The 26,272-nt window shown below is 56.9% G+C and carries 28 protein-coding genes; 21 read left to right on the plus strand and 7 right to left on the minus strand.

Annotation, left to right across the window (positions count from 1 at the left end; translation table 11 throughout):
- The first annotated feature begins 8 nt into the window (after window positions 1–8).
- The 11 genes from cysN (at window position 9) to rpoS (ending at window position 8,902) form a co-directional block, all read left to right on the plus strand.
- Complete coding sequence (cysN, locus tag ABLU78_RS15850; protein ID WP_045395340.1) at window positions 9–1,436, plus strand: sulfate adenylyltransferase subunit CysN; 1,428 nt, start codon at window positions 9–11, stop codon at window positions 1,434–1,436.
- The gene (cysC, locus tag ABLU78_RS15855; RefSeq protein ID WP_045395342.1) at window positions 1,436–2,041 is read left to right on the plus strand and encodes an adenylyl-sulfate kinase; all 606 of its coding nucleotides are present in this window, start codon (window positions 1,436–1,438) and stop codon (window positions 2,039–2,041) included. Before cysN ends, cysC begins: the two co-directional genes overlap by 1 nt.
- A 50-nt stretch (window positions 2,042–2,091) precedes the next feature.
- Complete coding sequence (locus tag ABLU78_RS15860; RefSeq protein WP_015369982.1) at window positions 2,092–2,418, plus strand: DUF3561 family protein; 327 nt, start codon at window positions 2,092–2,094, stop codon at window positions 2,416–2,418.
- Between the two features lie 138 nt (window positions 2,419–2,556).
- On the plus strand, window positions 2,557–2,868 hold the full coding sequence (gene ftsB / locus ABLU78_RS15865; protein ID WP_015369983.1) for a cell division protein FtsB: 312 nt from the start codon (window positions 2,557–2,559) through the stop codon (window positions 2,866–2,868).
- Between the two features lie 19 nt (window positions 2,869–2,887).
- Complete coding sequence (gene ispD / locus ABLU78_RS15870; protein ID WP_020078075.1) at window positions 2,888–3,598, plus strand: 2-C-methyl-D-erythritol 4-phosphate cytidylyltransferase; 711 nt, start codon at window positions 2,888–2,890, stop codon at window positions 3,596–3,598.
- Entirely contained in the window at window positions 3,598–4,077 is a 480-nt protein-coding gene (gene ispF / locus ABLU78_RS15875; RefSeq protein WP_015703296.1) for a 2-C-methyl-D-erythritol 2,4-cyclodiphosphate synthase, read from the plus strand. Before ispD ends, ispF begins: the two co-directional genes overlap by 1 nt.
- Window positions 4,074–5,123 (plus strand): tRNA pseudouridine(13) synthase TruD, encoded by a 1,050-nt coding sequence (gene truD, locus ABLU78_RS15880; protein WP_032712422.1) that lies wholly within the window; start codon window positions 4,074–4,076, stop codon window positions 5,121–5,123. The genes ispF and truD overlap by 4 nt, the downstream gene beginning before the upstream one ends.
- A complete protein-coding gene (gene surE / locus ABLU78_RS15885) occupies window positions 5,104–5,865 on the plus strand; it encodes a 5'/3'-nucleotidase SurE (protein ID WP_015369987.1) in 762 nt (253 codons plus the stop codon). The genes truD and surE overlap by 20 nt, the downstream gene beginning before the upstream one ends.
- Window positions 5,859–6,485 carry a protein-L-isoaspartate(D-aspartate) O-methyltransferase gene (locus tag ABLU78_RS15890; RefSeq protein WP_015369988.1) on the plus strand — a complete coding sequence of 209 codons (627 nt, stop codon included), beginning with the start codon at window positions 5,859–5,861 and terminating at the stop codon, window positions 6,483–6,485. The genes surE and ABLU78_RS15890 overlap by 7 nt, the downstream gene beginning before the upstream one ends.
- Before the next feature lie 124 nt (window positions 6,486–6,609).
- Window positions 6,610–7,752: a murein hydrolase activator NlpD gene (gene nlpD / locus ABLU78_RS15895; protein WP_045395344.1), complete on the plus strand. Its 1,143-nt coding sequence runs from the start codon at window positions 6,610–6,612 to the stop codon at window positions 7,750–7,752.
- A gap of 157 nt (window positions 7,753–7,909) precedes the next feature.
- Entirely contained in the window at window positions 7,910–8,902 is a 993-nt protein-coding gene (gene rpoS / locus ABLU78_RS15900; RefSeq protein WP_015369990.1) for an RNA polymerase sigma factor RpoS, read from the plus strand.
- 52 nt (window positions 8,903–8,954) lie between these two features.
- Here rpoS and ABLU78_RS15905 read toward each other — a convergent pair whose 3' ends face one another.
- Window positions 8,955–9,332: a DUF4440 domain-containing protein gene (locus ABLU78_RS15905; protein WP_015703291.1), complete on the minus strand. Its 378-nt coding sequence runs from the start codon at window positions 9,330–9,332 to the stop codon at window positions 8,955–8,957.
- A gap of 122 nt (window positions 9,333–9,454) precedes the next feature.
- On the opposite strand from ABLU78_RS15905, the gene ABLU78_RS15910 reads away from it, so the two are divergent.
- Window positions 9,455–10,342: a LysR family transcriptional regulator gene (locus tag ABLU78_RS15910; protein ID WP_047049957.1), complete on the plus strand. Its 888-nt coding sequence runs from the start codon at window positions 9,455–9,457 to the stop codon at window positions 10,340–10,342.
- Here ABLU78_RS15910 and ABLU78_RS15915 read toward each other — a convergent pair.
- Window positions 10,339–10,758 (minus strand): MarR family transcriptional regulator, encoded by a 420-nt coding sequence (locus ABLU78_RS15915; RefSeq protein WP_042895315.1) that lies wholly within the window; start codon window positions 10,756–10,758, stop codon window positions 10,339–10,341. The genes ABLU78_RS15910 and ABLU78_RS15915 overlap by 4 nt on opposite strands.
- Before the next feature lie 172 nt (window positions 10,759–10,930).
- Here ABLU78_RS15915 and ABLU78_RS15920 point away from each other — a divergent pair, with 172 nt between their 5' ends.
- The 9 genes from ABLU78_RS15920 (at window position 10,931) to ABLU78_RS15960 (ending at window position 19,799) form a co-directional block, all read left to right on the plus strand.
- The gene (locus ABLU78_RS15920; protein WP_042895312.1) at window positions 10,931–11,521 is read left to right on the plus strand and encodes a non-oxidative hydroxyarylic acid decarboxylases subunit B; all 591 of its coding nucleotides are present in this window, start codon (window positions 10,931–10,933) and stop codon (window positions 11,519–11,521) included.
- A 2-nt stretch (window positions 11,522–11,523) separates the two neighbouring features.
- On the plus strand, window positions 11,524–12,951 hold the full coding sequence (locus ABLU78_RS15925; protein WP_042895308.1) for a non-oxidative hydroxyarylic acid decarboxylases subunit C: 1,428 nt from the start codon (window positions 11,524–11,526) through the stop codon (window positions 12,949–12,951).
- Window positions 12,952–12,961: 10 nt separating this feature from the next.
- A complete protein-coding gene (locus ABLU78_RS15930) occupies window positions 12,962–13,198 on the plus strand; it encodes a non-oxidative hydroxyarylic acid decarboxylases subunit D (protein WP_015369996.1) in 237 nt (78 codons plus the stop codon).
- Window positions 13,199–13,611: 413 nt separating this feature from the next.
- A complete protein-coding gene (locus ABLU78_RS15935) occupies window positions 13,612–14,148 on the plus strand; it encodes a hypothetical protein (RefSeq protein WP_015703287.1) in 537 nt (178 codons plus the stop codon).
- A 44-nt stretch (window positions 14,149–14,192) separates the two neighbouring features.
- Window positions 14,193–14,879 carry a fimbria/pilus periplasmic chaperone gene (locus ABLU78_RS15940; protein WP_042895307.1) on the plus strand — a complete coding sequence of 229 codons (687 nt, stop codon included), beginning with the start codon at window positions 14,193–14,195 and terminating at the stop codon, window positions 14,877–14,879.
- 38 nt (window positions 14,880–14,917) lie between these two features.
- A complete protein-coding gene (locus ABLU78_RS15945) occupies window positions 14,918–17,509 on the plus strand; it encodes a fimbria/pilus outer membrane usher protein (protein WP_048229366.1) in 2,592 nt (863 codons plus the stop codon).
- On the plus strand, window positions 17,509–18,060 hold the full coding sequence (locus tag ABLU78_RS15950; RefSeq protein WP_015703284.1) for a fimbrial protein: 552 nt from the start codon (window positions 17,509–17,511) through the stop codon (window positions 18,058–18,060). The genes ABLU78_RS15945 and ABLU78_RS15950 overlap by 1 nt, the downstream gene beginning before the upstream one ends.
- 23 nt (window positions 18,061–18,083) lie before the next feature.
- Window positions 18,084–18,635 (plus strand): fimbrial protein, encoded by a 552-nt coding sequence (locus ABLU78_RS15955; protein ID WP_015370001.1) that lies wholly within the window; start codon window positions 18,084–18,086, stop codon window positions 18,633–18,635.
- Between the two features lie 21 nt (window positions 18,636–18,656).
- Entirely contained in the window at window positions 18,657–19,799 is a 1,143-nt protein-coding gene (locus ABLU78_RS15960; protein WP_015703282.1) for a type 1 fimbrial protein, read from the plus strand.
- Window positions 19,800–19,855: 56 nt separating this feature from the next.
- On the opposite strand, the gene mutS is transcribed toward ABLU78_RS15960, so the two are convergent.
- The 5 genes from mutS to ABLU78_RS15985 all read right to left on the minus strand — a co-directional run bounded on the left by mutS (window position 19,856) and on the right by ABLU78_RS15985 (window position 26,211).
- Window positions 19,856–22,417: a DNA mismatch repair protein MutS gene (gene mutS, locus ABLU78_RS15965; RefSeq protein ID WP_015703281.1), complete on the minus strand. Its 2,562-nt coding sequence runs from the start codon at window positions 22,415–22,417 to the stop codon at window positions 19,856–19,858.
- Between the two features lie 180 nt (window positions 22,418–22,597).
- Window positions 22,598–23,377, minus strand: coding sequence for a heme ABC transporter ATP-binding protein (locus ABLU78_RS15970; RefSeq protein WP_045412536.1), 780 nt, complete (start codon window positions 23,375–23,377; stop codon window positions 22,598–22,600).
- The gene (locus ABLU78_RS15975; protein ID WP_045412533.1) at window positions 23,370–24,365 is read right to left on the minus strand and encodes an iron ABC transporter permease; all 996 of its coding nucleotides are present in this window, start codon (window positions 24,363–24,365) and stop codon (window positions 23,370–23,372) included. The genes ABLU78_RS15970 and ABLU78_RS15975 overlap by 8 nt, the downstream gene beginning before the upstream one ends.
- Window positions 24,365–25,183 (minus strand): hemin ABC transporter substrate-binding protein, encoded by an 819-nt coding sequence (locus tag ABLU78_RS15980; RefSeq protein WP_032712412.1) that lies wholly within the window; start codon window positions 25,181–25,183, stop codon window positions 24,365–24,367. Before ABLU78_RS15980 ends, ABLU78_RS15975 begins: the two co-directional genes overlap by 1 nt.
- Window positions 25,180–26,211, minus strand: coding sequence for a hemin-degrading factor (locus tag ABLU78_RS15985; protein WP_045412530.1), 1,032 nt, complete (start codon window positions 26,209–26,211; stop codon window positions 25,180–25,182). The genes ABLU78_RS15980 and ABLU78_RS15985 overlap by 4 nt, the downstream gene beginning before the upstream one ends.
- Window positions 26,212–26,272: the final 61 nt, after the last annotated feature.

The raw sequence follows: 26,272 nt of genomic DNA on the forward strand, positions 1-26,272 counted from the left end.
GAGCCGCCATGAACACTACGATTGCACAACAAATTGCTAAAGAAGGCGGCGTAGAAGCTTATCTGCACGCGCAACAGCACAAAAGCCTGCTGCGTTTTCTGACCTGCGGCAGCGTCGATGACGGCAAAAGTACCTTGATTGGCCGCCTGCTGCACGATACGCGCCAGATTTATGAAGATCAGCTCTCTTCCCTGCACAATGACAGCAAGCGTCACGGTACTCAGGGCGAGAAACTGGATCTGGCGCTGCTGGTGGATGGCCTGCAGGCCGAGCGCGAGCAGGGCATCACCATTGATGTCGCCTATCGCTACTTCTCGACTGAGAAACGCAAATTTATCATTGCCGACACGCCGGGCCATGAGCAGTACACCCGCAATATGGCGACCGGCGCGTCCACCTGCGATCTGGCGATCCTGCTGATTGACGCCCGCAAAGGCGTGCTCGACCAGACTCGCCGCCACAGCTTTATCTCTACACTATTAGGGATTAAGCACCTGGTGGTCGCGGTGAACAAAATGGATCTCGTCGAGTTCAGCGAAGCGCGCTTCAATGAAATTCGTGAAGATTATCTGACCTTCGCCGAACAGCTACCGGGCAAGCTTGATATCCGTTTCGTGCCGCTCTCGGCGCTGGAAGGGGATAACGTCGCCACCCAGAGTGATAAAATGCCGTGGTACAGCGGCCCGACGCTGCTGGAAGTGCTGGAAACCGTTGACATCCAGCGCGAGGTTGAAAGCCAGCCGCTGCGCTTCCCGGTGCAGTACGTGAACCGTCCGAACCTGGATTTCCGCGGTTTCTCCGGCACCGTCGCTTCCGGTACGGTCACCGTTGGCCAGCGCCTGAAGGTATTGCCGTCGGGCGTCGAGTCGAACGTGGCGCGTATTGTCACCTTTGACGGCGACCTGCCTCAGGCCGGGGCGGGGGAAGCGATCACTATCGTTCTGAAAGATGAAATCGACATCAGCCGCGGCGATTTGCTGGTTGACGCTGAAGCCTCGCTGCCTGCGGTACAAAGCGCCAGCATCGACGTCGTGTGGATGGCGGAACAGGCGCTGTCGCCGGGCCAGAGCTATGACATTAAAGTGGCTGGCAAGAAAACCCGCGCCCGCGTTGACGCTATCCGCTATCAGGTGGACATCAACAATCTGACCCAGCGGGAAGTCGACACGCTGCCGCTGAACGGCATCGGGCTGGTGGAGCTAACCTTTGACGAGCCGCTGGTGCTCGATCCGTATCAGGACAACCCGGTGACCGGCGGGCTTATCTTTATCGATCGCCTGAGCAACGTGACGGTTGGCGCGGGAATGGTCAACGAACCGCACCTGCAGGCGCAGGCCCCGACGTCGCAGTACAGCGCGTTTGAACTGGAACTGAATCAATTGATTCGTAAACACTTCCCGCACTGGGACGCGCGCGATCTGCTGGGAGGCAAGTAATGGCCCGGCATGACGAAAACGTCGTCTGGCATGCGCATCCGGTGACCCGAGAGCAGCGCGAGCGGCACCATGGCCATCGCGGCGTGGTGCTGTGGTTTACCGGCCTCTCGGGGTCGGGTAAATCCACCGTCGCCGGGGCGCTGGAAGAGGCGTTGCACGAGCTTGGCGTAAGCACCTATTTGCTTGACGGCGATAATGTGCGTCACGGGCTGTGCAGCGATCTGGGATTCAGTGACGACGATCGCAAAGAGAACATTCGCCGCGTCGGTGAAGTGGCTAAGCTGATGGTCGATGCCGGGCTGGTTGTATTGACGGCATTTATATCTCCGCATCGTGCGGAACGGCAGATGGTGCGTGAGCGTTTGGGAGAGGGACGCTTTATCGAGGTCTTTGTCGATACCCCGTTAGCCATCTGTGAGACGCGGGATCCAAAAGGATTGTACAAGAAGGCGCGGGCAGGGGAGTTGCGCAATTTTACCGGTATTGATTCGGTCTATGAATCCCCGGAGAATGCTGAAATTCATCTGGATGGTGAACAATTGGTAACAAATTTGGTGCACCAACTATTAGACCTGCTTCGACAGAGCGATATTATCAGATCCTGAAAAGGCAACGGCATCGAGGGGTGCCGGTCGGCCGGTCAACAGGATTCGATATGCGCAATACCCAGAACCTCAGTATTATTCGTTCAGAACCGCCTCCGGCGGCCAGCGACGAGACCACCTGGTCTTTGTCGGGCGCCGCCGTGGGCTTTATTTCGTGGCTGCTGGCGCTGGGTATTCCCTTCCTCTTGTATGGCGGTAATACGCTCTTTTTCTTCCTCTACACCTGGCCTTTCTTCCTTGCCATTATGCCGGTCGCCGTGGTGGTCGGTATTGCGCTACATTCATTACTGGACGGCAAGCTGATTTACAGCGTTTGCGCGACGATTTTAACCGTCGGGCTGATGTTTGGTCTGCTGTTCCTCTGGCTGTTGGGATAGCCTTTTTGGGATGAATCAAGCCTGGGTATCCATCGCAAAAATGTGGTACAGTCCCCGCGTTACGCGGCATCGTCCGCGCGCCAGGGTAGAGTACTCCGGCGAGTTATGGGATGATGATGCCGTTTTTCAGGGGGCAGGATGGGTAAATTAACGCTGCTATTATTAGCTTTGCTGGTCTGGCTACAGTACTCGCTGTGGTTTGGCAAAAATGGTTTGCACGACTATAGCCGGGTTAATGACGATGTCTCCGCTCAGCAGGCCACTAACGCCAAATTAAAAGCGCGCAACGATCAGCTTTTCGCCGAAATTGACGATCTCAACGGCGGTCAGGAAGCGATCGAAGAACGCGCACGCAATGAACTCAGCATGACCCGCCCGGGCGAAACGTTCTATCGTCTGGTGCCGGATGCCTCAAAACGCAATCAGGGTTCTGCGCAGAATAATCGATAAACAAGCCCAGGATGACAATATGGCAGCCACTTTTCCGGGCGTTTGCGCCGTGGTGCCGGCAGCCGGTTTTGGCCGCCGTATGCAAACGGAGTGCCCGAAACAATATCTCTCAATCGGTAACAAAACGATTCTCGAACATTCGGTCGCCGCGCTACTGGCGAACGAACGCGTTCAGCGGGTGGTGATCGCCGTCAGCCCCGGCGACCTCCGCTTTAGTCAACTTCCCTTAGCCCATCATCCGCAGGTCACCGTCGTTGACGGCGGCGCCGAGCGCGCCGATTCGGTACTGGCGGGGCTAAAAGCGTTAGCGGATGCGCAATGGGTGCTGGTTCATGATGCCGCGCGACCGTGCCTGCATCAGGACGATCTCTCGCGACTGCTGGCGCTGAGCGCGACCAGCCGCGTCGGCGGCATACTGGCGGCGCCGGTGCGCGATACCATGAAGCGTGCCGAACCGGGCAAAACCGCGATCGCCCATACCGTTGAACGCAATGATTTATGGCATGCGCTGACGCCGCAATTTTTCCCGCGTGAACTGCTATTTGACTGCCTGACGCGCGCGCTGGATGAAGGCGCGACCATCACCGATGAAGCGTCGGCGCTGGAGTACTGCGGCTTCCATCCCGAATTGGTCGCCGGACGAGCTGATAATATTAAAGTAACGCGCCCGGAAGATCTGGCGCTGGCCGAATTTTACCTTACCCGTTCCCGACACCAGGAGAAGGCTTAATGCGAATTGGACACGGTTTTGACGTACACGCTTTTGGCGGTGAAGGGCCAATTATTATTGGCGGGGTACGTATTCCTTATGAGAAAGGGCTGCTCGCCCATTCCGATGGCGATGTCGCGCTACATGCGCTGACCGACGCGCTGCTGGGCGCCGCGGCGCTCGGCGACATCGGCAAACTGTTCCCGGATACCGATCCGGCCTTTAAAGGCGCGGATAGCCGGGAGCTGCTGCGTGAAGCGTGGCGGCGGATTCAGGCGAAGGGATATACCCTTGGCAACGTTGACGTCACCATCATCGCCCAGGCGCCAAAAATGCTGCCGCATATCCCGCAGATGCGCGTGTTTATCGCCGAAGATCTCGGCTGCCATATGGACGATGTCAATGTGAAAGCGACCACCACCGAGAAGCTTGGCTTCACCGGCCGTGGCGAAGGCATCGCCTGTGAAGCGGTGGCGCTGCTGCGTAAGGCTGCGCAATGATCGCCTTTGATGACTTAACATACCTGCACGGCAAGCCGCTGGGCCAGGGGCGGCTGAAGGCCAATCCGGAAGACTTTCTGGTGGTCGAAGACCTCGGTTTCGCCCCTGATGGCGAAGGCGAACATGTGCTGGTGCGGATTCTGAAAAATGGCTGCAACACCCGTTTTGTTGCCGATGCGCTGGCGAAATTCCTTAAAATCCATGCGCGCGAAGTGAGCTTTGCCGGGCAAAAGGATAAGCACGCGGTCACCGAACAGTGGCTGTGCGCCCGCGTGCCGGGCAAAGAGATGCCGGATCTGAGCAAGTTTCAGCTCGAAGGCTGCCAGGTGCTGGAGTATGCACGCCATAAGCGTAAGCTGCGTTTAGGCGCGCTGAAGGGCAACCAGTTCACGCTGATCCTGCGGGAAATCAGCGATCGCGACGATGTCGAAAAGCGCTTGCAGGCAATTGCCGACGGCGGCGTGCCGAACTATTTCGGCGCGCAACGCTTTGGTATCGGCGGCAGTAACCTGCAGGGCGCTTTGCGCTGGGCAGAGAGCGGCGAACCGGTGCGCGATCGCAATAAACGCAGTTTTTGGTTGTCGGCGGCTCGCAGCGCGTTGTTTAATCAGCAAGTTGCAATTAGATTAAAAAAAACGGAATTTAATCAGGTTGTTGATGGCGATGCGCTACAATTAGCGGGGCGCGGAAGCTGGTTTGTGGCAACCACCGAAGAGTTGGCGGAATTACAGGCGCGGGTCGATAACCGCGAACTGATGATTACCGCTGCGCTGCCGGGCAGCGGCGACTGGGGCAGCCAACGCGACGCGCTGGCCGCCGAGCAAGCCGCGATAGCCGAAGAAACGTCGCTACAGGCGCTGCTGGCGCGCGAGAAAGTTGAAGCCGCGCGCCGGGCGATGCTGCTGTATCCGCAGCAATTGTGCTGGAACTGGTGGGATGATGTCACTGTTGAACTGCGCTTCTGGCTGCCAGCGGGAAGTTTTGCCACCAGCGTGGTAAGGGAACTTATCAATACAACGGGTGACTATGCGAATATTGCTGAGTAACGATGACGGTATCCACGCGCCGGGGATCCAAACCCTGGCGAAGGCCTTACGCGAATTTGCCGAGGTCCAGGTCGTTGCACCCGATCGTAATCGCAGCGGCGCCTCAAATTCGCTCACGCTGGAATCTTCTCTGCGCACGTTCACCTTTGAAAATGGCGATATCGCCGTCCAGATGGGCACGCCGACCGACTGCGTTTATCTCGGCGTTAACGCGCTGATGCGCCCGCGCCCGGATATTGTGGTCTCTGGAATCAACGCGGGCCCCAATCTTGGCGATGATGTTATCTATTCCGGCACCGTCGCGGCCGCGATGGAAGGCCGCCATCTTGGTTTTCCCGCCCTTGCCGTTTCGCTGAACGGCTATCAACATTACGATACCGCGGCGGCAGTGACGTGCACCATTCTGCGCGCGTTAAGCCGCGAGCCGCTGCGTACCGGGCGGATCCTCAACATCAACGTGCCGGATCTTCCCCTCGAGCAAATCAAAGGCATTCGCGTCACCCGCTGCGGCAACCGGCACCCGGCCGACCAGGTCATCCCGCAAAAAGATCCGCGCGGCAATACGCTGTACTGGATCGGCCCGCCGGGTGATAAGCGCGATGCCGGGCCGGGGACCGATTTTGCTGCGGTGGATGAAGGCTATGTTTCCGTAACGCCATTGCATGTCGATTTAACCGCTCATCAGGCACATGAGGTGGTAACCGATTGGTTAGAACGCGTCGGGGTTGATACGCAATGGTAAGTAAACGTGTTGAAAGTTTGTTGAATCAGCTACGCACTCAGGGCATCGTCGATGAGCGGGTCCTCGAGGCAATCGCGCAGGTTCCGCGCGAAAAATTCGTTGATGAAGCCTTTGAACATAAGGCGTGGGAAAACACCGCGCTGCCGATTGGCCAGGGGCAAACCATCTCGCAGCCTTATATGGTGGCGCGGATGACGGAGCTTCTGGAACTGACGCCGGACTCAAGGGTGCTGGAAATTGGCACTGGCTCCGGCTATCAGACGGCGATCCTGGCGCACCTCGTGCACCACGTCTGCTCGGTTGAGCGGATTAAGAGCCTGCAGTGGCAGGCGCGTCGGCGTCTTAAACAACTTGATTTACATAATGTTTCAACCCGTCATGGCGATGGATGGCAGGGTTGGCAGGCTCGCGCGCCTTTTGACGCGATTATCGTCACCGCCGCGCCGCCGGAAATTCCGGCCGCGCTGATGGCGCAGCTTGATGAAGGCGGCGTGTTGGTTTTGCCTGTCGGTGAAGAACATCAGTACCTGAAGCGGATCCGTCGCCGCGGCGGCGAATTTTTCATCGATACCGTCGAAGCCGTTCGCTTTGTTCCGCTCGTCAGAGGGGAACTGGCCTGAACCCGGATTATTCCAGGTTTTTTTTGCCTAAGTTTAGGCGTAGGGTGGACACATTTTTCAGTGTCCTGGCCGGGCGCTGCCCGGTAAGCAAGATATTGGCAGTTAACATATTCCTGGGGGATAAATGAGCGCGGGAAGCCCAAAATTTACCGTAAGCCGTATTGCGGCGTTGTCACTGGTTTCACTCTGGCTGGCCGGGTGTACAAATACCAATAATCCGCCTGCGCCGGTGAATTCGGCAAGCGGCGCTGCGTCCTCCAGCACCAATTCCGGGATGCTGATTACACCGCCATCCTCCGGCGCGCAGCAAGTTCCGCCGGCTCAGCCGATTCAACCGATGCAGACCCAGCCAATTCAGACTCAGCCGACCCAGGTTCAGCCGATGGCTCAGCAACCGGTGCAGACGGTGAACGGCAAGATCGTTTACAACCGTAAATATGGCGATATTCCGAAAGGCAGCTATACCGGCGGCAGTACCTATACCGTTAAGCGCGGCGATACCCTGTTCTATATCGCATGGGTCACCGGCAACGATTTCCGCGACCTTGCGGAACGCAACAACATCCCGGCGCCGTACGCGCTGAACGTGGGCCAGGTGCTGCAGGTCGGCAACTCCGCAGGCCAGCCGATCACCGGCGAAAACCCGGTATCTCAGGCTAGCGCGCAAGCAAGCGGCGGTGCGACGGCCACCACAACTTCTGCACAAAAATCCACCGCAGTGGTTGCGTCACAACCGACTATTACGTATTCTGAATCTTCAGGTGAACAGAGTGCTACTAAGATGTTGCCGAATAATAAACCAGCAACGACCACGACAGCGGTCGCTCCGGTTACGGCGCCATCAACCGTTAGCACAACCCAACCGACTGCAAGCAGTACGTCTACCAGTTCGCCGATCTCATCATGGCGCTGGCCGACTGATGGCAAGGTTATCGAGAACTTTAGCGGCGCGGAAGGCGGCAATAAAGGTATCGACATTGCAGGCAGTAAAGGACAGGCTATTGTCGCGACCGCCGATGGGCGCGTCGTCTATGCCGGTAACGCACTGCGCGGTTACGGTAATCTTATTATCATCAAACACAACGATGATTACCTGAGTGCCTACGCTCATAACGATACCATGCTGGTTCGGGAGCAACAGGAAGTCAAAGCGGGGCAGAAAATCGCTACCATGGGTAGCACCGGAACCAGCTCAACAAGATTACATTTTGAAATTCGTTACAAGGGGAAATCCGTCAACCCGCTGCAGTACTTACCGCAGCGATAATTTGGCAAAGTACGGATAGGCGTAACACCATGAAAGGCGCCAGGGCGGTCGCGATATGCCTCCTTCAGTGGAGGCATAAAGAGGATAACTCCGGCGTCGTTTAGTGATGGGTCGCGGAAGGTGCTTTGCTCAGGGATCACGGGTAGGAGCCACCTTTATGAGTCAGAATACGCTGAAAGTTCATGATTTAAATGAAGACGCGGAATTTGATGAGAACGGAATGGAGGTTTTCGACGAGAAAGCCTTAGTAGAAGAGGAACCCAGTGATAGCGATCTGGCTGAGGAAGAGCTGCTGTCGCAAGGCGCCACCCAGCGCGTTCTCGATGCGACACAGCTGTATCTTGGTGAGATTGGTTATTCCCCGCTGCTGACGGCCGAAGAAGAAGTCTATTTCGCCCGTCGCGCACTACGTGGAGATGTTGCTTCACGCCGTCGCATGATTGAAAGTAACCTGCGTCTGGTGGTGAAGATTGCTCGTCGTTACAGCAATCGTGGTCTGGCGCTGCTGGATCTGATTGAAGAAGGTAACCTCGGCCTGATCCGCGCAGTTGAGAAGTTTGACCCGGAGCGTGGGTTCCGTTTTTCAACCTACGCCACCTGGTGGATCCGTCAAACGATTGAACGGGCGATTATGAACCAAACCCGTACCATTCGTTTACCTATCCATATTGTGAAAGAGCTGAACGTTTATCTGCGTACCGCGCGCGAGTTGTCGCATAAGCTGGACCACGAGCCAAGCGCCGAAGAGATAGCCGAACAGCTGGATAAACCGGTTGATGACGTTAGCCGTATGCTGCGTCTGAACGAGCGCATTACCTCAGTGGATACCCCGCTGGGCGGTGACTCAGAAAAAGCGCTGCTGGATATTCTGGCCGATGAAAAAGACAACGGCCCGGAAGACACCACGCAGGACGATGATATGAAACAGAGCATCGTCAAATGGCTGTTCGAACTGAACGCCAAACAGCGCGAAGTACTGGCTCGTCGTTTCGGGCTGCTGGGTTATGAATCCGCAACGCTTGAAGATGTGGGTCGTGAAATCGGCCTGACCCGCGAACGCGTGCGTCAGATTCAGGTGGAAGGCCTGCGCCGCCTGCGGGAGATCCTGCAGGGACAGGGGCTAAACATCGAAGCGCTATTCCGCGAATAAATCGTTTTCTTTCAAAAAGGCCCAATCCTGCGATTGGGCCTTTTCCTTTGCATTAACCGATACGGGTTTCCTGCAGATGACGCCAGAGGATTTTTCCCTCAATGCGTTGAAATATCGCCGTGGACCAGCGCACGACTTCGCCTTGTTCCGGCAGGGTCTGGCTTTCGCGGTAGAGCACCGCGCCGCCGTCATGCCATTCGCTCAACACCTGCGCATTATCAACCACGATACTTAATCCCGGGCGACTGCCGCCCGCGCTATGGAAAAAGCCGCTTACCGTCGGGTAATCCATCTTAGCGCCGCTGATAGGAACCATTGTAAATTCTTGCGCAAAACGGCTCATCAGCGCTTGTGCGCTACCTTCTTTCCGGCCCAGCCATTGTTCAATGATCACGTGGGCGTCGATAACTTCTTGGATCCATGGGTTCATGTTTTCTCCGGATTAAGCTGCAGGCAATGCAGGGGATTACTGTAAACCGCGCGTCAGGGGCGGATAAATGCGCTTTTCAGGGATATACTGTCTAAAAATTTTTGACAATAAGCCCTATTCAAATGCTAAACCTGCAGCGCGTTACCATGTTTGTCGCCGTTGTTGATGCCGGAAGCTTTACTGCTGCTGCGGCGGCGCTTGGGCAGACCAAAGCGGTGGTCAGTTTTAACGTTCGCCAGCTAGAGAGTGAACTGGGGGTGACGTTGCTGCTGCGTTCGACGCGCCGGTTAACGCTCACCGAAGCCGGGGCGGTGTTTTACCAGCGCGGCGTCGGGCTGTTGAAAGCCGCGGAGAATTTACAGGATGAGGTGCGCGCCAGCCACGCCGGATTAAGCGGTGAATTGCGGATCACCACCACCCCGGAATATGGCGCTCAGGTGATTATCCCGGCGCTGGCGGAATTTGCTCGTCAACATCCGGCGCTGCGGGTGCGTCACGTCTCATCGTCTTATCACGCGGATTTGATCTCTGAACGTTTTGATGTCGCGATACGCCTCGGGACCCTGGCCGATTCGCGCTATCATGCGGCCCGGATTTCGCGTTTTGCCATCGTGCCCGTGGCCTCGCCGATTTGGCTGGATAAACATCCGCTGCGCACGCTTACCGACCTGGCGCAGGCGGCGTGGATTGTTAACGAGCGCCTGGCGACGCCGCTACGCTGGCAGCTCCTGACCGCCGAAGGGCAATCGATCGCTTTTGAAATTACGCAACCACCGCGGATCTCAGCCGATAGCGTACAAGCGTTAATGGGCTTCGCGCTGGCGGGAAGCGGAGTGGCGCTACTCCCGGAGTGGCTGGTGGCCGAAGCTATCGCGCGGCAGGAGCTGGTGCGGGTAGTGCCAGAGTATATTTTTCCATCGCAGGGGGTATACGCCGTCTACCCGGACGCGCAGCATGTGCCAACCAAGGTCCGGGCATTTATCGATTTTCTGCGCGAACGAACCGCTTAATCCGCGTTTTTATTTTCCATCATTTTCAGCACCAGCCGGGAAAACTGCGCGCGCTCCTCTTCGTTAAGGCGGCTCAAAAATTCTTCATCGACCCGATTGCCCTGCGGCATGGAATTTGCCAGCAGCGCCTGCCCCTCATCCGTCAGATAGACAAAGCGGCGACGTTTATCGCTCGGATCGTGTTCGCGGCGTACCAGCCCGCGTTTTTCCATCCGGCTAAGCATCTCCGCCAGCGTCGCTTTTGTGCTGACGGCCGCTTCGATAAGCGTCACCTGCTCGATACCAGGATGTTCGGCTACCGAGCGCATCACCGCGTATTGCGGCTTGGTCAGTTCCGGTAATTCATGCTGCCAGCGCGCGGTATGCTGTTGAAAAAGCTGGCGTAGAAGGTGGAACGCCTCGTTACGTAACTCCATGGACACTCCGTCACAAAAATATCACCTTTATGATAGCCGTATTTTCGGCTTCTTTTCACATCTCATTTTTTTGATTATTGATGCGATCGTGTGCGAACGATATTGAGATCTCGCAAGAATGAGCGTAGTTTTAATACAAATGTTCGTATACGAACAATGTATGAGGTAGCGAATGAAACTGATTATTGGGATGACCGGGGCGACCGGCGCGCCGTTAGGCGTCGCGCTGTTGCAAGCGCTGAACGAAATGCCGGATGTGGAAACGCACCTGGTGATGTCGAAATGGGCAAAAACCACCATTGAGCTGGAAACGCCCTATAGCGCTCGTGAAGTCGCCGCGCTGGCGGACTTCTGCCATAGCCCTGCGGATCAGGCCGCGACCATCTCATCAGGATCGTTTCGTACCGACGGCATGATTGTTATCCCCTGCAGCATGAAAACGCTGGCGGGTATCCGCGCTGGCTATGCGGAAGGGTTAGTCGGCCGCGCGGCGGACGTGGTGCTGAAAGAGGGGCGCAAGCTGGTTCTGGTGCCACGTGAAATGCCGCTGAGCACCATTCATCTGGAGAACATGCTGGCGCTGTCGCGCATGGGCGTAGCGATGGTGCCGCCCATGCCTGCCTATTACAACCACCCGGAAACGGTAGAGGATATCACCAACCATATTGTAACCCGGGTGCTGGATCAGTTTGGTCTCGAATACCACAAAGCGCGTCGCTGGAAAGGCTTACGCGCGGTCGAGAATTTATCACAGGAGAATTAGTCATGGCTTTTGATGATTTACGCAGCTTTTTGCAGGCGCTGGATGAGCAGGGGCAACTGCTAAAAATTAGCGAAGAGGTGAATGCCGAGCCGGATCTCGCCGCTGCCGCTAACGCCACTGGGCGCATCGGCGACGGCGCGCCGGCGCTATGGTTCGATAACATTCGCGGCTTTACCAACGCCCGTGTCGCCATGAACACCATCGGTTCCTGGCAAAACCACGCGATTTCGCTGGGGCTGCCGCCAAACACGCCGGTGAAAAAGCAGATTGATGAATTTATTCGCCGCTGGGATAAATTCCCGGTAACGCCGGAGCGTCGCGCCAATCCGGCGTGGGCGGAAAACACCGTTGATGGCGACGATATCAACCTGTTCGATATTCTGCCGCTGTTCCGCCTGAACGATGGCGACGGTGGTTTCTATCTCGACAAAGCCTGTGTGGTTTCGCGCGATCCGCTTGACCCGGACAACTTCGGCAAGCAGAACGTCGGTATTTACCGGATGGAAGTGAAAGGCAAGCGCAAGCTGGGCCTGCAGCCGGTACCGATGCACGATATCGCGCTGCATCTGCATAAAGCGGAAGAGCGCGGTGAGGATCTGCCCATTGCCATCACCCTGGGTAACGATCCGATTATTACCCTGATGGGCGCCACGCCGCTGAAATATGATCAGTCAGAATATGAGATGGCGGGCGCGCTGCGCGAAAGCCCGTATCCCATCGCCACCGCGCCGCTGACCGGCTTTGATGTTCCCTGGGGCTCAGAGGTTATCCTTGAAGGGGTGATTGAAGGGCGCAAGCGTGAAATCGAAGGGCCGTTCGGCGAGTTCACCGGCCACTACTCAGGCGGCCGCAATATGACGGTGGTGCGTATCGATAAAGTCTCTTATCGCACAAAACCGATTTTTGAATCGTTATATCTCGGTATGCCGTGGACCGAAATCGACTATCTGATGGGCCCGGCGACCTGCGTGCCGCTGTACCAGCAGCTGAAGGCGGAGTTCCCGGAGGTGCAGGCGGTCAACGCCATGTACACCCATGGCCTGCTGGCGATTATCTCCACCAAAAAACGCTACGGCGGTTTTGCCCGCGCGGTGGGATTACGGGCGATGACTACCCCGCACGGCCTCGGTTACGTGAAAATGGTGATTATGGTCGATGAAGATGTCGATCCGTTCAACCTGCCGCAGGTGATGTGGGCGCTCTCCTCGAAGGTCAACCCGGCGGGCGACCTGGTGCAGTTGCCGAACATGTCGGTACTGGAGCTCGACCCAGGTTCCAGTCCGGCGGGGATCACCGACAAACTGATTATCGACGCCACCACCCCGGTTGCGCCGGACCTTCGCGGTCACTACAGCCAGCCGGTTCAGGATTTACCGGAAACCAAAGCCTGGGCTGAAAAACTGACCGCCATGTTGGCCAACCGTAAATAAGGAGAAGAAGATGATTTGTCCACGTTGCGCTGATGAACAGATTGAAGTGATGGCGACGTCGCCGGTAAAAGGGGTATGGATCGTTTACCAGTGCCAACACTGTCTCTATACCTGGCGTAATACCGAACCGCTGCGTCGTACCAGCCGCGAACATTATCCGGAAGCATTCCGCATGACGCAGAAAGATATTGATGAAGCGCCGCAGGTGCCGCATATTCCACCGCTGTTGGCGGCAGATAAGCGTTAAATGACTGGCCCGGATATTCCGGGCCTTTTTATTTAGAATTAAAGGGCGTGACAACTATTTTCAATTAGATTATAACTAGTGACTTAATCATTAATGGTTATAATTCACATCTTGTCAGCTATCATTACTCATTTCTGCTTCTCTCTGGGTATTTTTTAAACAGTCAACCCTCCATAAGTTTTTAATTAAATGCATCCAATTTGAATCAATCTGTAAATATCTTGTAGTCTAAATATGGACTCGATGGGATATTTTTAAATACATATTGACGTCCATTTTTTCTAAACGAGTTAATAAACATTATCACTGAACGTGCATTGTTTAATGGGCGTTTGTTGATAATGCTTTTCGGTTGTCATTTTGACAACAATTAATAATTGCGATGTTTATTATTTTTATTGGGATATTAAAGAATGAAACTTACTAAAATCGGCGCAGCTCTGGTTCTGACTTTTGGCATGAGCGCGGCAGCGATGGCATCTAACACCATTACCTTTAACGGTGAAGTGCTGGAGACGGGTTGCAACATCACTGTTGATGGCGGTACTCCGGATGCAACCGTTGAACTGGGCAGCGTGGCAGCAACTGATTTGGTAGCAAAAGGTGACCTCGGCGCGCCGAAACAGTTCGTTTTTAATCTGGACCAGTGCCCGACTGCGTCCAATGTCAATATTGTCTTCTCTGCGCCGGTTGACCCGGTGGCTGGTGATGACTCGTACTTCGCGAATACTGCCTCTGGGGTTGGCGTTACTGCTGCACAAAACGTTGCCGTTCAACTGAAGCAAGGCGGTTCTAATGGCACCATCGTGAAGAACAATGCAGACAACGATCCTATTACCCTGGACTCTGGCTCTGCTACCGAGACCTACACCGCATCGATGATTGCTGTTGATCAGGCTGTTGCTGGTACGGTTCAGTCCGTCGTGACCTATAACGTCCGCTATAACTAATCCTGAAGGAGGGGAAACCCTCCTTATATTTTTGTGAGTGCATAATGAAACCCATCGCAGCTTTTGTTTTTTGTGTGGCCGCCGTTGCCAGCCTGAATGCGTCTGCCAGTATCGTTACCGGCGGAACGCGGGTGATTTTTGACGGCTCCCATCAGGCCGCCTCGTTATCCGTGGAAAACTCGGACAAAGTTACCAATCTGGTGCAATCCTGGGTCAGTTCCGCCGAAGGTAGTGCGCTGAAAAAAGAAACTATGATTATTACGCCGCCGCTGTTTCGCCTCGAAGCCGGGAAAAAAGCATCGATCCGTATTGTTCGTTCAGGGATGCCGGTTCCGGAAGATCGCGAATCATTATTGTGGCTAAACGTAAAAGGTATTCCCGCTACGGATGATAGCTCTGCTGGCAAAAATACCATGCAGATTGCCATCAATTCGAAAATTAAGCTGATCTATCGCCCGGTTGCACTCAAAGGCCAGTCGCCGGAAAGCAGTGCAAATAAAGTGGTATGGAAGCCGGCTGCCGGCGGTGTGCAGGTCAATAACCCGACGCCGTTTTATATGAACTTCTCCCGCATAGAAATTAATAATCATGCGCTCAGCGGCCAATATTTTGTCGCACCGTTCTCCACGCTGAATATTTCCGAAGGGAAGATCCCCTCCCACGGCAAAGTGACCTGGTCGCTGATTAATGATTACGGCGTGAAAGGTCAGGACAAAGTCTCTTCATATTAATCGGCACGGTACGTATCCCGTACGGATACAGGGTAATAATGGAAAAAGTTAAGCATACCTATGTCCTTTCTTTAGGGCTGGGGCTCAGTATTGCCTTCAGTTCTTTCAGCGCCATTGCTCAGGAACATTTTAACCCTCGTCTTTTGGAAACGGATAGTACAGAGACGCCAATGATGGATCTCAGTCTGTTTGCCAAAGATGAGGTACCGCCTGGTGACTATAACGTCGATATTTATATCAACGGTAGACTGGTGGATACTAAAACCATTTCCTTTCGCAAGCTGTCGGACGACAAAAACACCACCGCCGGGCAGGTTGTTGGAGCGTGCCTGAGCGTGTCTGAGCTGAAAGCCTGGAATGTGCGGGTCGATAACTACTTTAGCGAACAGGACAAAGCCAGAGAGTGCGCCAGCCTGCAGGCTATTCCGGGTCTGGAACAGAAAATGGATCTGGCGAATCAGCGCTTTGATCTCACTATCCCGCAGGTTGCCCTGCTCAACACCGCCCGTGGCTACGTTTCGCCAGAGCGATGGGATGAAGGTATTGCCGCCGGTTTGCTTAACTACAGCGTCTCTGGTCAGCAGGATTTGCACCACCGTAATGGCGTGGACAGTAGCAACCAGTTCGTCAGCCTACAGCCGGGGCTGAACCTGGGGGCGTGGCGTTTGCGTAACTATTCCACCTACAGCCACTCTGAATCCGAAAGTGAGTGGGATTCGGTGTACACCTACGCTTCCCGCGATATCAAATCTCTGAAAAGCCAACTGGTTCTCGGGCAGGGCACCACCCGCGGCGGTGTGTTCGATAGCGTGGGTTTTACCGGGGTACAGATGTATTCCGATAATGATATGAAGCCGGACAGCATGCAGGGCTTCGCGCCGGTGATCCGCGGTATCGCCCGCAGCAACGCCGAGGTCACGGTGTACCAGAACGGACACAGCATCTATAAGGCTACGGTGCCGCCGGGGCCATTCGAATTCAGCGATATGTACCCGACCGGTAGCTCCGGCGACCTGAAAGTGATGATCAAGGAGTCTGATGGTTCGCAAAGTAGCTTCATCGTCCCTTACGCCACATTGCCGGTGCTACAGCGCGAAGGACAGGTGCAGTATGGCCTGGTGGCGGGTAAAACCCGCCAGGACGGCTCGGATTCGCGTGCGGAAGACTTTAACTTTGTCCAGGGATCGGCGGCCTGGGGCGTCGGCAAAGGCGTGACGTTGTACGGCGGCTATATTCAGGCGGAAGACAAATACTCCAACCTGATTGCCGGTACCGGGTTTAACCTCGGCAGCGCCGGGGCGCTCTCTTTTGATATTTCACAGTCGTGGGCGGATGTCCCGCAGCCGGACAATATACGGCAGATGGAACACCATAGCGGCCAGTCGTACCGCGTGCGCTACAGCAAGACGCTGCAGCAGACCAACACCGATATTGCGGTGGCTGGCTACAAATTCTCAACCCGCGGTTATCTGTCGTTCCAGGATTTCCTCAATGATTGGGACCCGGGCAACAGCGCCATCGATAACGGTCGCGAACGTAATCGTTTCGACGTGACTATCTCACAGACGCTGCCTTTCGGTACGTTGTCCCTGACCATGTATGACGCCTCCTACTGGAATAGCCAGCACGCCGACTCGCTGAACCTCGGCTTCAGCAGCACGCTGGGGCCGGTATCGTACTCGCTAAACTATGCGCACACGAAAAACGTTGATGGCGGTTATGGCAACGATTCCGATGAATACGATGACGATAACGTCTTCTCGCTTAACTTTAGCGTACCGTTCAGCGCCTTCAGTAATAGTGAAGCAGCGCAGTCGATTTCGGCTAACTACTCGATGAACAGCAGCAAACACGGCGATACCACGCATAACATCGGTATTTCCGGCACCGCAATGCAGCAAAATCAGCTCAACTGGCAGGTGTCGGAAGGCTATAACGCCGATTCAGAAGCGACCAACGGCAACGTTACCGTCGGCTACCAGAGCTCGTATGCCGATGTGTCCGCCGGTTACAGCTACGACGACTACAGCCGTCGTCTGAACTATAGCCTGCGCGGTGGAATGGTGGTTCACAGCGGCGGTATTACCCTGGCCCGTCAGTTGAATGACAGCGTAGCGCTGGTGGAAACGCCGGGCGTCTCCGGGGTGCCGATCAATGGCCAGACTAACGTCCATACCGACTACTTTGGTAATGCGATTGTGCCGTACGTGCGTCCGTACCACAGTAACCAGATTTCCCTCAATACCGTGGAGGCCAGCGATGCCACCGCGGCCATTGATAACGTCGCCAAAACCGTGGTGCCGACCAAAGGCGCGGTGGTCCGCGTGAAGTACAACACCTGGATTGGCCGGAAGGCGATGATGACGTTGATCTTCAACGGTAAGCCGGTGCCGTTCGGCGCGGTAGTTACGCAAACCAGCGATGATTCGGACGACACCCGCAGCAGCATCGTCGGCGACAGTGGCGAAGTATACCTGGTTGGTCTCGCCGATAAAGGGCAACTGATGGTCAGGTGGGGCGACGGGGCGAACAAACAGTGTGCCGTTGACTACTCACTGGCGGGTGCGAAGTCGCAGGCCGATATTCTGTTTATCAACGGGATATGCCATCCCGTCCAGGGGGCTCACTGATGTCACGCTTTCATTTTGCTACCGTCCGACGCATGGCGGCGACGAGCCTGCTTTTCGTTGCCGGGCTGCCGTCTGCGCTGGCGTACAACACACAGGATGTCATTAACTTCAGCGTCACGGGGAATATTGTGGCAGGCAGCTGTAATGTTAGTTATCCCGCGACCGTTGAACTGGGAACCTATCTGCCAACGGATTTTATTAATGAAGGCGATAGCACGGACAATGTCCCGTTCACTGTCTCTTTCACTAACTGTTCTCCCTCGCTGACTAAAGCGACGGTAGCGTTTACCGGTGCCGTAGATGGAACCCAGCCATTCTATTTTGCCAACGGGATTACGGCAGAGGGGGGCGGCGCAACCGATGTTGCACTGGAATTATTAACCGATGCGGATCACTGGCAAATGTCTAACGGGCAGAGTCATGACGTCACTCTCGAGTCAGACAGCCATGCCGGTGAAATCATTTTTATCGCAAGAATGGCAACCCCAGGCCACAACCCCGGTACCGGGGAGTTCCAGAGCGTCGTCACCCTGAACGTTGTTTATAACTAGTTACCTGATAAAAGGCAGGAGACATGTCAAAATTTTTATATGCTGTTCTGTTTTTCGCGGGGATGCTGGTTAGCGCAATGTCAGCTCTGGCTGGGGATAATAATCTCCGGGAGACACGTGATATTACCTTTCACGGCAGGATTGCCGCAGGAACCTGTAATGTCACCAATCCTGAAACCGTAGATCTGGGGAAATACTATAAAGGAGACTTTTCTGTTGCCGGCGGTAACACCGGTAATGTTCCAGTCACCATCAGTTTTGACAGCTGTACTGCTGAAATCAGCCAGGCCACCGTCACCTTCACCGGCACGCCCTATTCCGAAGACCCGACCTATGGCTCGGTCATTTATGCCAATCAGGTGACGCCTGATGCCGATGGCGCTACCGATGTTGGATTGCAGTTGTTCGATTATCCAGCTATCCACGTGGCGCTGGCCAATGGGGTGAGTTATCCGGTACCCATTGAAAATGGCGCGGGCGCATTGAAATTTATTGCCCGCATGTACACCCCTCATGGCGCCCCAACGGCGGGTAAATTCAGCTCCGCGGTCACGTTGAACGTGACCTATAACTAACCCCGATTTAAGGCAAACAACGTGTTAAAATTTTTATATGCCACCCTGTTATTGCTGGGGCTGTTTCCGCTGGCGGCCCAGGCGGTTTGTCATCGTACCGACGACACCCCGTCGCAATCTTATGTTGCGATGCCGCAGCAGCTACTGGTCTCCAGTAAAAATTATGCGCCGGGCGAGATCCTGTATGACTCCGGATATATGTCCGGCGGCACGACAACCATCAAGAACTGTGCGGGGACTTATTACGTTGGTTTTCACTACGCCGGCGCGTTAACCACCGCCAGCCCGCTGCAGGATAATGTCTATCCGTTGACCAATGGTTCAACCGCCACCGGGCTCGGTATTCGCGTCTATACCATTAATCAGGCAGGCCCGTTTGATGACGAACGGGCGATCGATAACAGCTGGCAGGAACACGATGCCGGGGCGGGCTCCGACCACACCCTCAACAATTCCGCTTATCGGGTGCAAATTATCGCCACCGGCGGGCCGATAACCAGCGGCACGTTTAACGTACCGAGCCCGCTGGCGCGGGTCGATTATCGCGAAACGCAGAGTATTGATAGCAGCGATGGCGACATCGCCTCCACGCTGACGCTGTCGACCACCACGGTTGAAGTACATGCGATGGGCTGTACGGCTTCAGTCTCTTCTTTGCTTTTTGATATGGGGAGTGTCGATGTCTCTTCGTTTGATAACCAGCAAACGGTAGAAGGACCTGAACAGAGCGTGGGGCTTTCATGCGAACCGGGAACTAACGTAACGCTGAAATTTAGTGGCGCGGTGGCGTCGGGAGACAATGACAACGGTTCGGTCTTCGCACTGACCGACGCTGGCTCTGACGGCGTAGCGACCGGCGTTGGCGTGAAAATCCTAACCTATAATCCGAATCGACAATCTTTTATTTCTCTACCTATTGGCCAGACGTTTGGCGTCTTTAGCTCCGATCGTGACGCGGCGGCGGCGGCAAATAGCGGACAGGATGCCGATGGCAATGCCATTTCCGATATTGGCTCCGCAACGACTTATAGCGATGATGCGAATAGGGGAGGGGCAGGGGCAAGTGAAGCGATCCGCTTCCGGGCGGATTACTACAAAACCGGTTCGGCGGTGACCCCCGGTACCGCCAATGCCACCGGGACGATCACCCTGCAATATAACTGATGCTAAAAACAAAAAGCCTGACGATGACGCCAGGCTTTTTGTTATTTAACGCTTAATTACGCCAGGCTTTTCAGGCGGTAGATCCACTCCAGCGCCTGACGCGGGCTCAGCGAATCCGGGTCAAGATTCTCCAGCGCTTCCAGCGCCGGCGAGGTCTCTTCCGGCGCGGAGAGCAGCGACATCTGCGTACCATCAACCTGCGTGGCGGCGGCATTTGGCGAAATGCTCTCCAGCTCGCGCAGTTTCTGCCGCGCGCGCTTGATCACCTCTTTCGGCACTCCCGCCAGCGCGGCGACCGCCAGGCCATAGCTCTTGCTGGCCGCACCGTCCTGCACGCTGTGCATAAAGGCGATGGTATCGCCGTGCTCCAGCGCATCGAGGTGCACGTTGGCCACGCCTTCCATTTTTTCCGGCAACTGGGTGAGCTCGAAGTAGTGGGTGGCGAACAGGGTCAACGCCTTGATCTTATTCGCCAGATTCTCCGCGCAGGCCCACGCCAGCGACAGACCGTCGTAGGTAGACGTGCCGCGACCAATCTCATCCATCAGCACCAGGCTGTGTTCGGTGGCGTTGTGCAGAATATTGGCGGTTTCGGTCATCTCCACCATGAAGGTGGAACGGCCGCTCGCCAGGTCATCTGCCGCGCCGACGCGGGTAAAGATGCGGTCGATCGGGCCAATTTCTACTTTCTGCGCCGGCACGTAGCTGCCGATATAGGCCAGCAGCGCAATCAGCGCGGTCTGGCGCATATAGGTACTTTTACCGCCCATGTTCGGGCCGGTGATGATCAGCATGCGGCGCTGCGGCGCCAGCTGCAGCGGGTTGGCGATAAACGGCTCTTTCAGTACCTGTTCCACTACCGGGTGACGGCCTTCGGTAATGCGAATACCGGGTTTATCGATAAAGGTCGGGCAGCAGTAGTTCAGGGTCTCAGCGCGTTCCGCGAGGTTCACCAGTACGTCCAGCTCGGCCAGCGCGCTGGCGCTGGTTTGTAAGTCGGCCAGATGCGGCAGCAGCTTTTCGAACAGGTCGTCATAGAGCTGTTTTTCCAGCGCCAGCGCCTTGCCTTTTGAAGTCAGGACCTTATCTTCGTATTCCTTCAGTTCCGGAATAATGTAGCGCTCGGCGTTTTTCAGCGTCTGGCGGCGCACGTAGTGGATCGGCGCGTGCTGGCTCTGGCCGCGGCTGATCTGGATGTAGTAACCGTGAACGGCATTGTAGCCGACCTTCAGGGTATCAAGGCCCAGCCGCTCGCGTTCGCGGATTTCCAGTTTGTCGAGATAATCGGTCGCGCCATCGGCCAGCGCCCGCCACTCATCCAGCTCTTCATTATAACCCGGAGCGATAACGCCGCCGTCACGCACCAGCACAGGCGGCGCGTCGATGATCGCGCGTTCCAGCAGTTCACGCAGTTCGGCGAACTCGCCCATTTTCTCGCGCAGCTGTTGCACCGGCTGACAGTCAACGTCGGCCAGCAGCTCGCGCAGCAGCGGCAGCTGCTGGAAGGCATGGCGCATACGGGCTAAATCGCGCGGGCGGGCGGTACGCAGCGCCAGACGCGCCAGAATACGTTCGAGATCGCCGACCTGACGCAGTACCGGCTGCAGCTCGGTATAGCGTTCCTGTAAGGCGCCAATCGTTTGTTGGCGTTCAACCAGCACCGCGGTATCGCGTACCGGCATATGCAGCCAGCGTTTGAGCATGCGGCTGCCCATCGGCGTGACCGTGCAGTCGAGTACCGAGGCAAGGGTGTTATCAACGCCACCGGCGAGATTCTGAGTGATCTCCAGATTGCGACGGGTGGCGGCATCCATAATGATGCTGTCCTGCTGGCGTTCCATAGTGATGGAGCGGATATGCGGCAGCGAGGTGCGCTGGGTATCTTTGACGTATTGCAACAGGCAGCCGGCGGCGCATAGCCCGCGCGGGGCGTTTTCGACGCCGAAGCCCACCAGATCGCGGGTGCCGAACTGCAGGTTGAGCTGCTGGCGCGCGGTGTCGATTTCGAACTCCCATAGCGGGCGACGGCGCAGGCCGCGGCGGCCTTCAATCAGTGACGATTCGGCAAAATCTTCCGCATACAGCAGTTCCGCCGGATTGGTACGTTGTAGTTCCGCCGCCATGGTCTCGCGGTCGGCCGGTTCGCTCAGGCGAAAGCGCCCGGAGCTGATATCCAGCGTCGCGTAGCCGAAGCCCTTGCTGTCCTGCCAGATGGCGGCCAGCAGGTTGTCCTGGCGCTCCTGCAGCAGCGCTTCATCGCTGATGGTGCCCGGCGTGACGATGCGTACCACTTTGCGTTCAACCGGCCCTTTGGTGGTGGCCGGATCGCCAATCTGTTCGCAAATCGCGACCGACTCGCCCTGGTTTACCAACTTTGCGAGATAGTTTTCCACCGCGTGGTGGGGAATGCCGGCCATGGGAATCGGTTCGCCCGCGGAAGCGCCGCGTTTGGTCAGCGAGATATCGAGCAGCTGCGAGGCGCGTTTGGCGTCGTCATAAAACAGCTCGTAAAAGTCGCCCATCCGGTAAAACAGCAGGATCTCCGGATGCTGAGCCTTCAGCTTCAGATACTGCTGCATCATTGGGGTATGGGCGTCTAAATTGTCGATTGTGCTCATAGGGTGTTATCCAGGTCCCTGATTTTTAATAGAGTGCGATTTTATTATTGTCGTCGTTATCGCATGAGGAAGACATGATAACGGAGATAGGCATTTGAGGGAAAGTGACGAAGTAGATGCAGCGATCCTGATTCCACTTCGCGAACGCGCGGCCATCGCTAAGCTGGCCGCGCGTGACGTTCAGGGCGCCAGATAAACCTGTGGAATCGCTTTTTCCGGATGCTGGCCGAGGCGCACGTCCGCGCCGTACCAGCGGCTAATGATTTCCTGCTGGATAACCTGATGCGACGTGCCCTGCGCGACCACCTGTCCCTGGTGCAGCAGCAGAATCTGGTCGGCCCACAGGGCGGCGAGGTTGAGATCGTGCAGCACCACGCAGACATGTAGCTGGCCGGAAGCGGTCAGCCGCTTGAGCAGGCGTAACAGATGCTGCTGGTAATAGAGATCCAGCGCCGAGGTGGGTTCATCCAGAAACAGCCATCCCTGCGGCGCGCCGTTTTGCCACAGCTGCGCGAGACAGCGGGCCAGCTGTACCCGCTGCTGCTCGCCGCCGGAAAGCGACGGATAGCGCCTGCCGCGCAAATGATCGCAGCCGGTTTCTGCCATAACATCGCGCAGAGTCTGCGGACTGGCGGTCGCTTCCCACGGCGAGCGCCCCATGGCGATAACCGTTTCCACCGTCCAGTCGGCCTGGAGTGGAGTGCGCTGTAACATCACCGCCCGGCGGCGCGATAGCGCCTGCGGCGACCAACGCTCCAGCGCTTTGCCGTCCATCATGCGTTCGCCGCTATCCGGGGTAAGGAAGCCGGTTAGCAGCCGCAGCAGGGTGGATTTGCCCGCGCCGTTCGGGCCGATCAGCGCGGTCATCTCGCCGCCGCGAAGCGTCAGCGAAACCTGGTCAATCACCTGACGTTTGCCGAGCCGCAGCGACAGCCCTTGCGCCCGATAGTTGTTATCCATGGATTGGTTTCTCCCGACGAAATATCAACCACAGGAACCACGGCGCGCCGAGCAGGCTGGTCAGCAGCCCCACCGGCATCTCCGCCGGCGCGGCGACGGTGCGCGCCAGGGTATCGGCAATCAACAGCAGAATCGCGCCCGCCAGCAGCGATCCGGGGATAAGTCCGCGGTGGTCCGCCCCCAGCCACATTCGCATCAGATGCGGCACCACCAGGCCGATAAAGCCGATGACGCCGCTTATCGCCACCGCCGCGGCAACCAGCACCGCGCTGCATAACAACAGCAGCCGCTGTATCGCCCGCACGTTAACGCCGAGATAGTGCGCCTCTTCATCGCCGAGTTGCAGCAGGTTAAGACGTGTTGCCATCCGCCACACCGCTATTGACGCCGGAATAATCAGGCTGGCCGCCACCAGCAGCGTCGGCCATTCGGCCTGACCCAGGCTACCCATTCCCCACAGCGACAACTGGCGTAGCTGAGCATCGTTGCTTAGCCAGGCCAGCACGCCGACCAGCGCGCCGCATAAGGCGTTGATGGCGATCCCCACCAGCAGCAGCCGCGACAGCGAACCGTCGCCTGCGCGGCTGAGGATAAAAATCACTGCCATCACCGCCAGGCTGCCGATAAACGCCGCCAGCATCGGCATATACAGAGCTAACAGCGCCGGCACGCTGAGCGGCAACACCAGCCAGCAGGCCACCGCCAGCGCCGCGCCGCTGCTGATACCCAGCAGCCCCGGGTCGGCGAGCGGGTTGCGAAACAGTCCCTGCATCACGCAGCCGGACAGGGCCAGCGCGGCGCCGACCAGCAGCGCCAGCAGCACTCGCGGCAGACGGATCGTCAGCCAGATATGGCGCAGGATTTCATCGCCGGAGGGCAGCAGGTTGATCAATGGCAATCGCATTGCGCCGAGGGTGGTGGCGTAGAGCGTCAAGACGACCAGCAGCAGCGCCATCAACAGCAAATGGCGAACGAGGGCAGGGCGCATCAGGGCAACTGCTCCGCTTTTTTCCGCAGTTCGAGGATCGCCTGCGGCGTACGCGGGCCGAAGCCAAGCAGGGCCATATCGTCGATCGCCAGTAGCTGTTTATGGCGGCCAGCGGGCGTTTGCGCCAGACCGGGCAATTTCCATAACCCGCTTTCGCCGCCCATCCCCTTGAGACCATCGGCGGAAATCACCACCAGATCCGCCTGGCTTGCGGCCACGCCTTCCTGCGACATCGCGCGATAATGGTCAAAGCCCTGCATTGCGTTTTGCAGCCCGGCGGCGCGGATCGCGCCATCGGCGGCGGTGTGCTGTCCGGCCACCATGGTATTCATCCCGCCGTGGCTGAGGATAAACAGCACCCGTTTGGCGATAGGCCGCGAGGGAATGGCGGCTATCCGCTGCTTGACCTGCTGGCGCAGCACATCGCCCGCCGGAGTTTTACCTAATGCTTTGGCAATAACGGCGATTTTGTTATCGATGGCGGCAAGGTTATCGCCGCCCGGCACGTTGACGACCGTCACCTTGCTGTCCTGCACTTTTTGCAGCACCAGCGACGGCTGCGCCTGCGCGCTGGCCAGTACCAGCTGCGGGCGTAAGGAGAGGATCCCCTCGGCGTTTAACTGCCGTAGATAGCCGACGTCCGGCAGCTTCTGCGCGGCGGCAGGCCAGGTGCTGGTGCTGTCTTTCGCTACCAGTTGCTGCCCGGCGTTCAGCGCGTAGACAATTTCGGTAACGTCGCCGCCGAGGGAAATTACCCGTTCGGCGGCCGCGCTGGCGAACAGCGGCAGTGCGGCAAGCAGTATTCCCCAACGTTTCATGCCGGCTGCCCTTCCGCGCACAGACGCGCCACCTGCGCGCGCCACTGTTGTTGCTCCGGGTGGCCTTCGCTGCGCTGGCCGTACAGCTGGGCGATTTGCGTACCGTCTTTGGCAAACAGTTCGACGCTAGTGACGTGGCCATCGGAGGTCGGTTTACGGGTGACCCAGATTTCATCCACGCTGTCTTCGCGCAGATGCAGGGTAAAGGCGCTATTGAAGATGTTGATCCAGCCGCGCATCGGCGCCAGCTTTTCCAGCACGCCGGTGAAGATCTGCACGCAGCCGCGGTTGCCGACGAAGATCATGATTTCATTGCCGTCCTGGCGTACCGTTTCCAGCAGTCCCGGCAGCGCATTATTGTCGATGCGACAGGCCAGATCGTCGCTCACCAGTCGGAAGGCCTGCTGACGGGAAAGATTGTGTTTACGCAGCAGGCCAAAGAACTGGTGCACATCGGTCATTGCGCGCCACTCGTTTTCCAGCGCCGCGGCGTCGGCGGAGTCGGCGTACTTCACGCGGTCGGCCGGGCGAATCGTCAGCGCGCCGGGCGCCGTCTCGCTGAATTTGGCTACCAGCGTTTGCCATGCCGCCATATCGGTTTTCCCGGTGGCGTAAACCTTTAGCAGCGCATCGCCGTGCGGGTCAAAGAACTGGATGCTCTGGCGGCCGTTATCGTTGAGGTGGAACACGCTTGACCACTGGCTGAGGAACAGGCGCAGGTCGAGCGCCCGCGGGTTGAGCACCAGCCCGGCGTGGCCGCTCAGGTGCTGATGGGTAAATTCGCCGACTTGCTCGTGCACCGCGTATTCGTTGCGGCAGATGCATTTGGTTTCGCCGACGCTCTCCAGGACGGCGATAATCGCCCGTACGTCGTCGTGCAGACGCACGGCATCGTGACCGACGCGCGCGGCGGTTAATTCGGCTTCGCTAATTCCCATCTCTGCGGCGATGTCGCGGGCATATTTGGCGGTGGAGCGGGCTTTGGTGGCCTGGTAGCGCTGCCACAGATCGTCGTGTGCGTTTTGCATAATTCACATCCTTCTCTACGATGAATTTCCCCGGCCCGCGGGCCGGGGGGCAGGTTTGTTA

The sequence above is a fragment of the Klebsiella sp. JN_Kp122 genome (genome assembly GCF_040062085.1).
Taxonomy (GTDB): Bacteria; Pseudomonadota; Gammaproteobacteria; order Enterobacterales; family Enterobacteriaceae; genus Klebsiella; species Klebsiella aerogenes.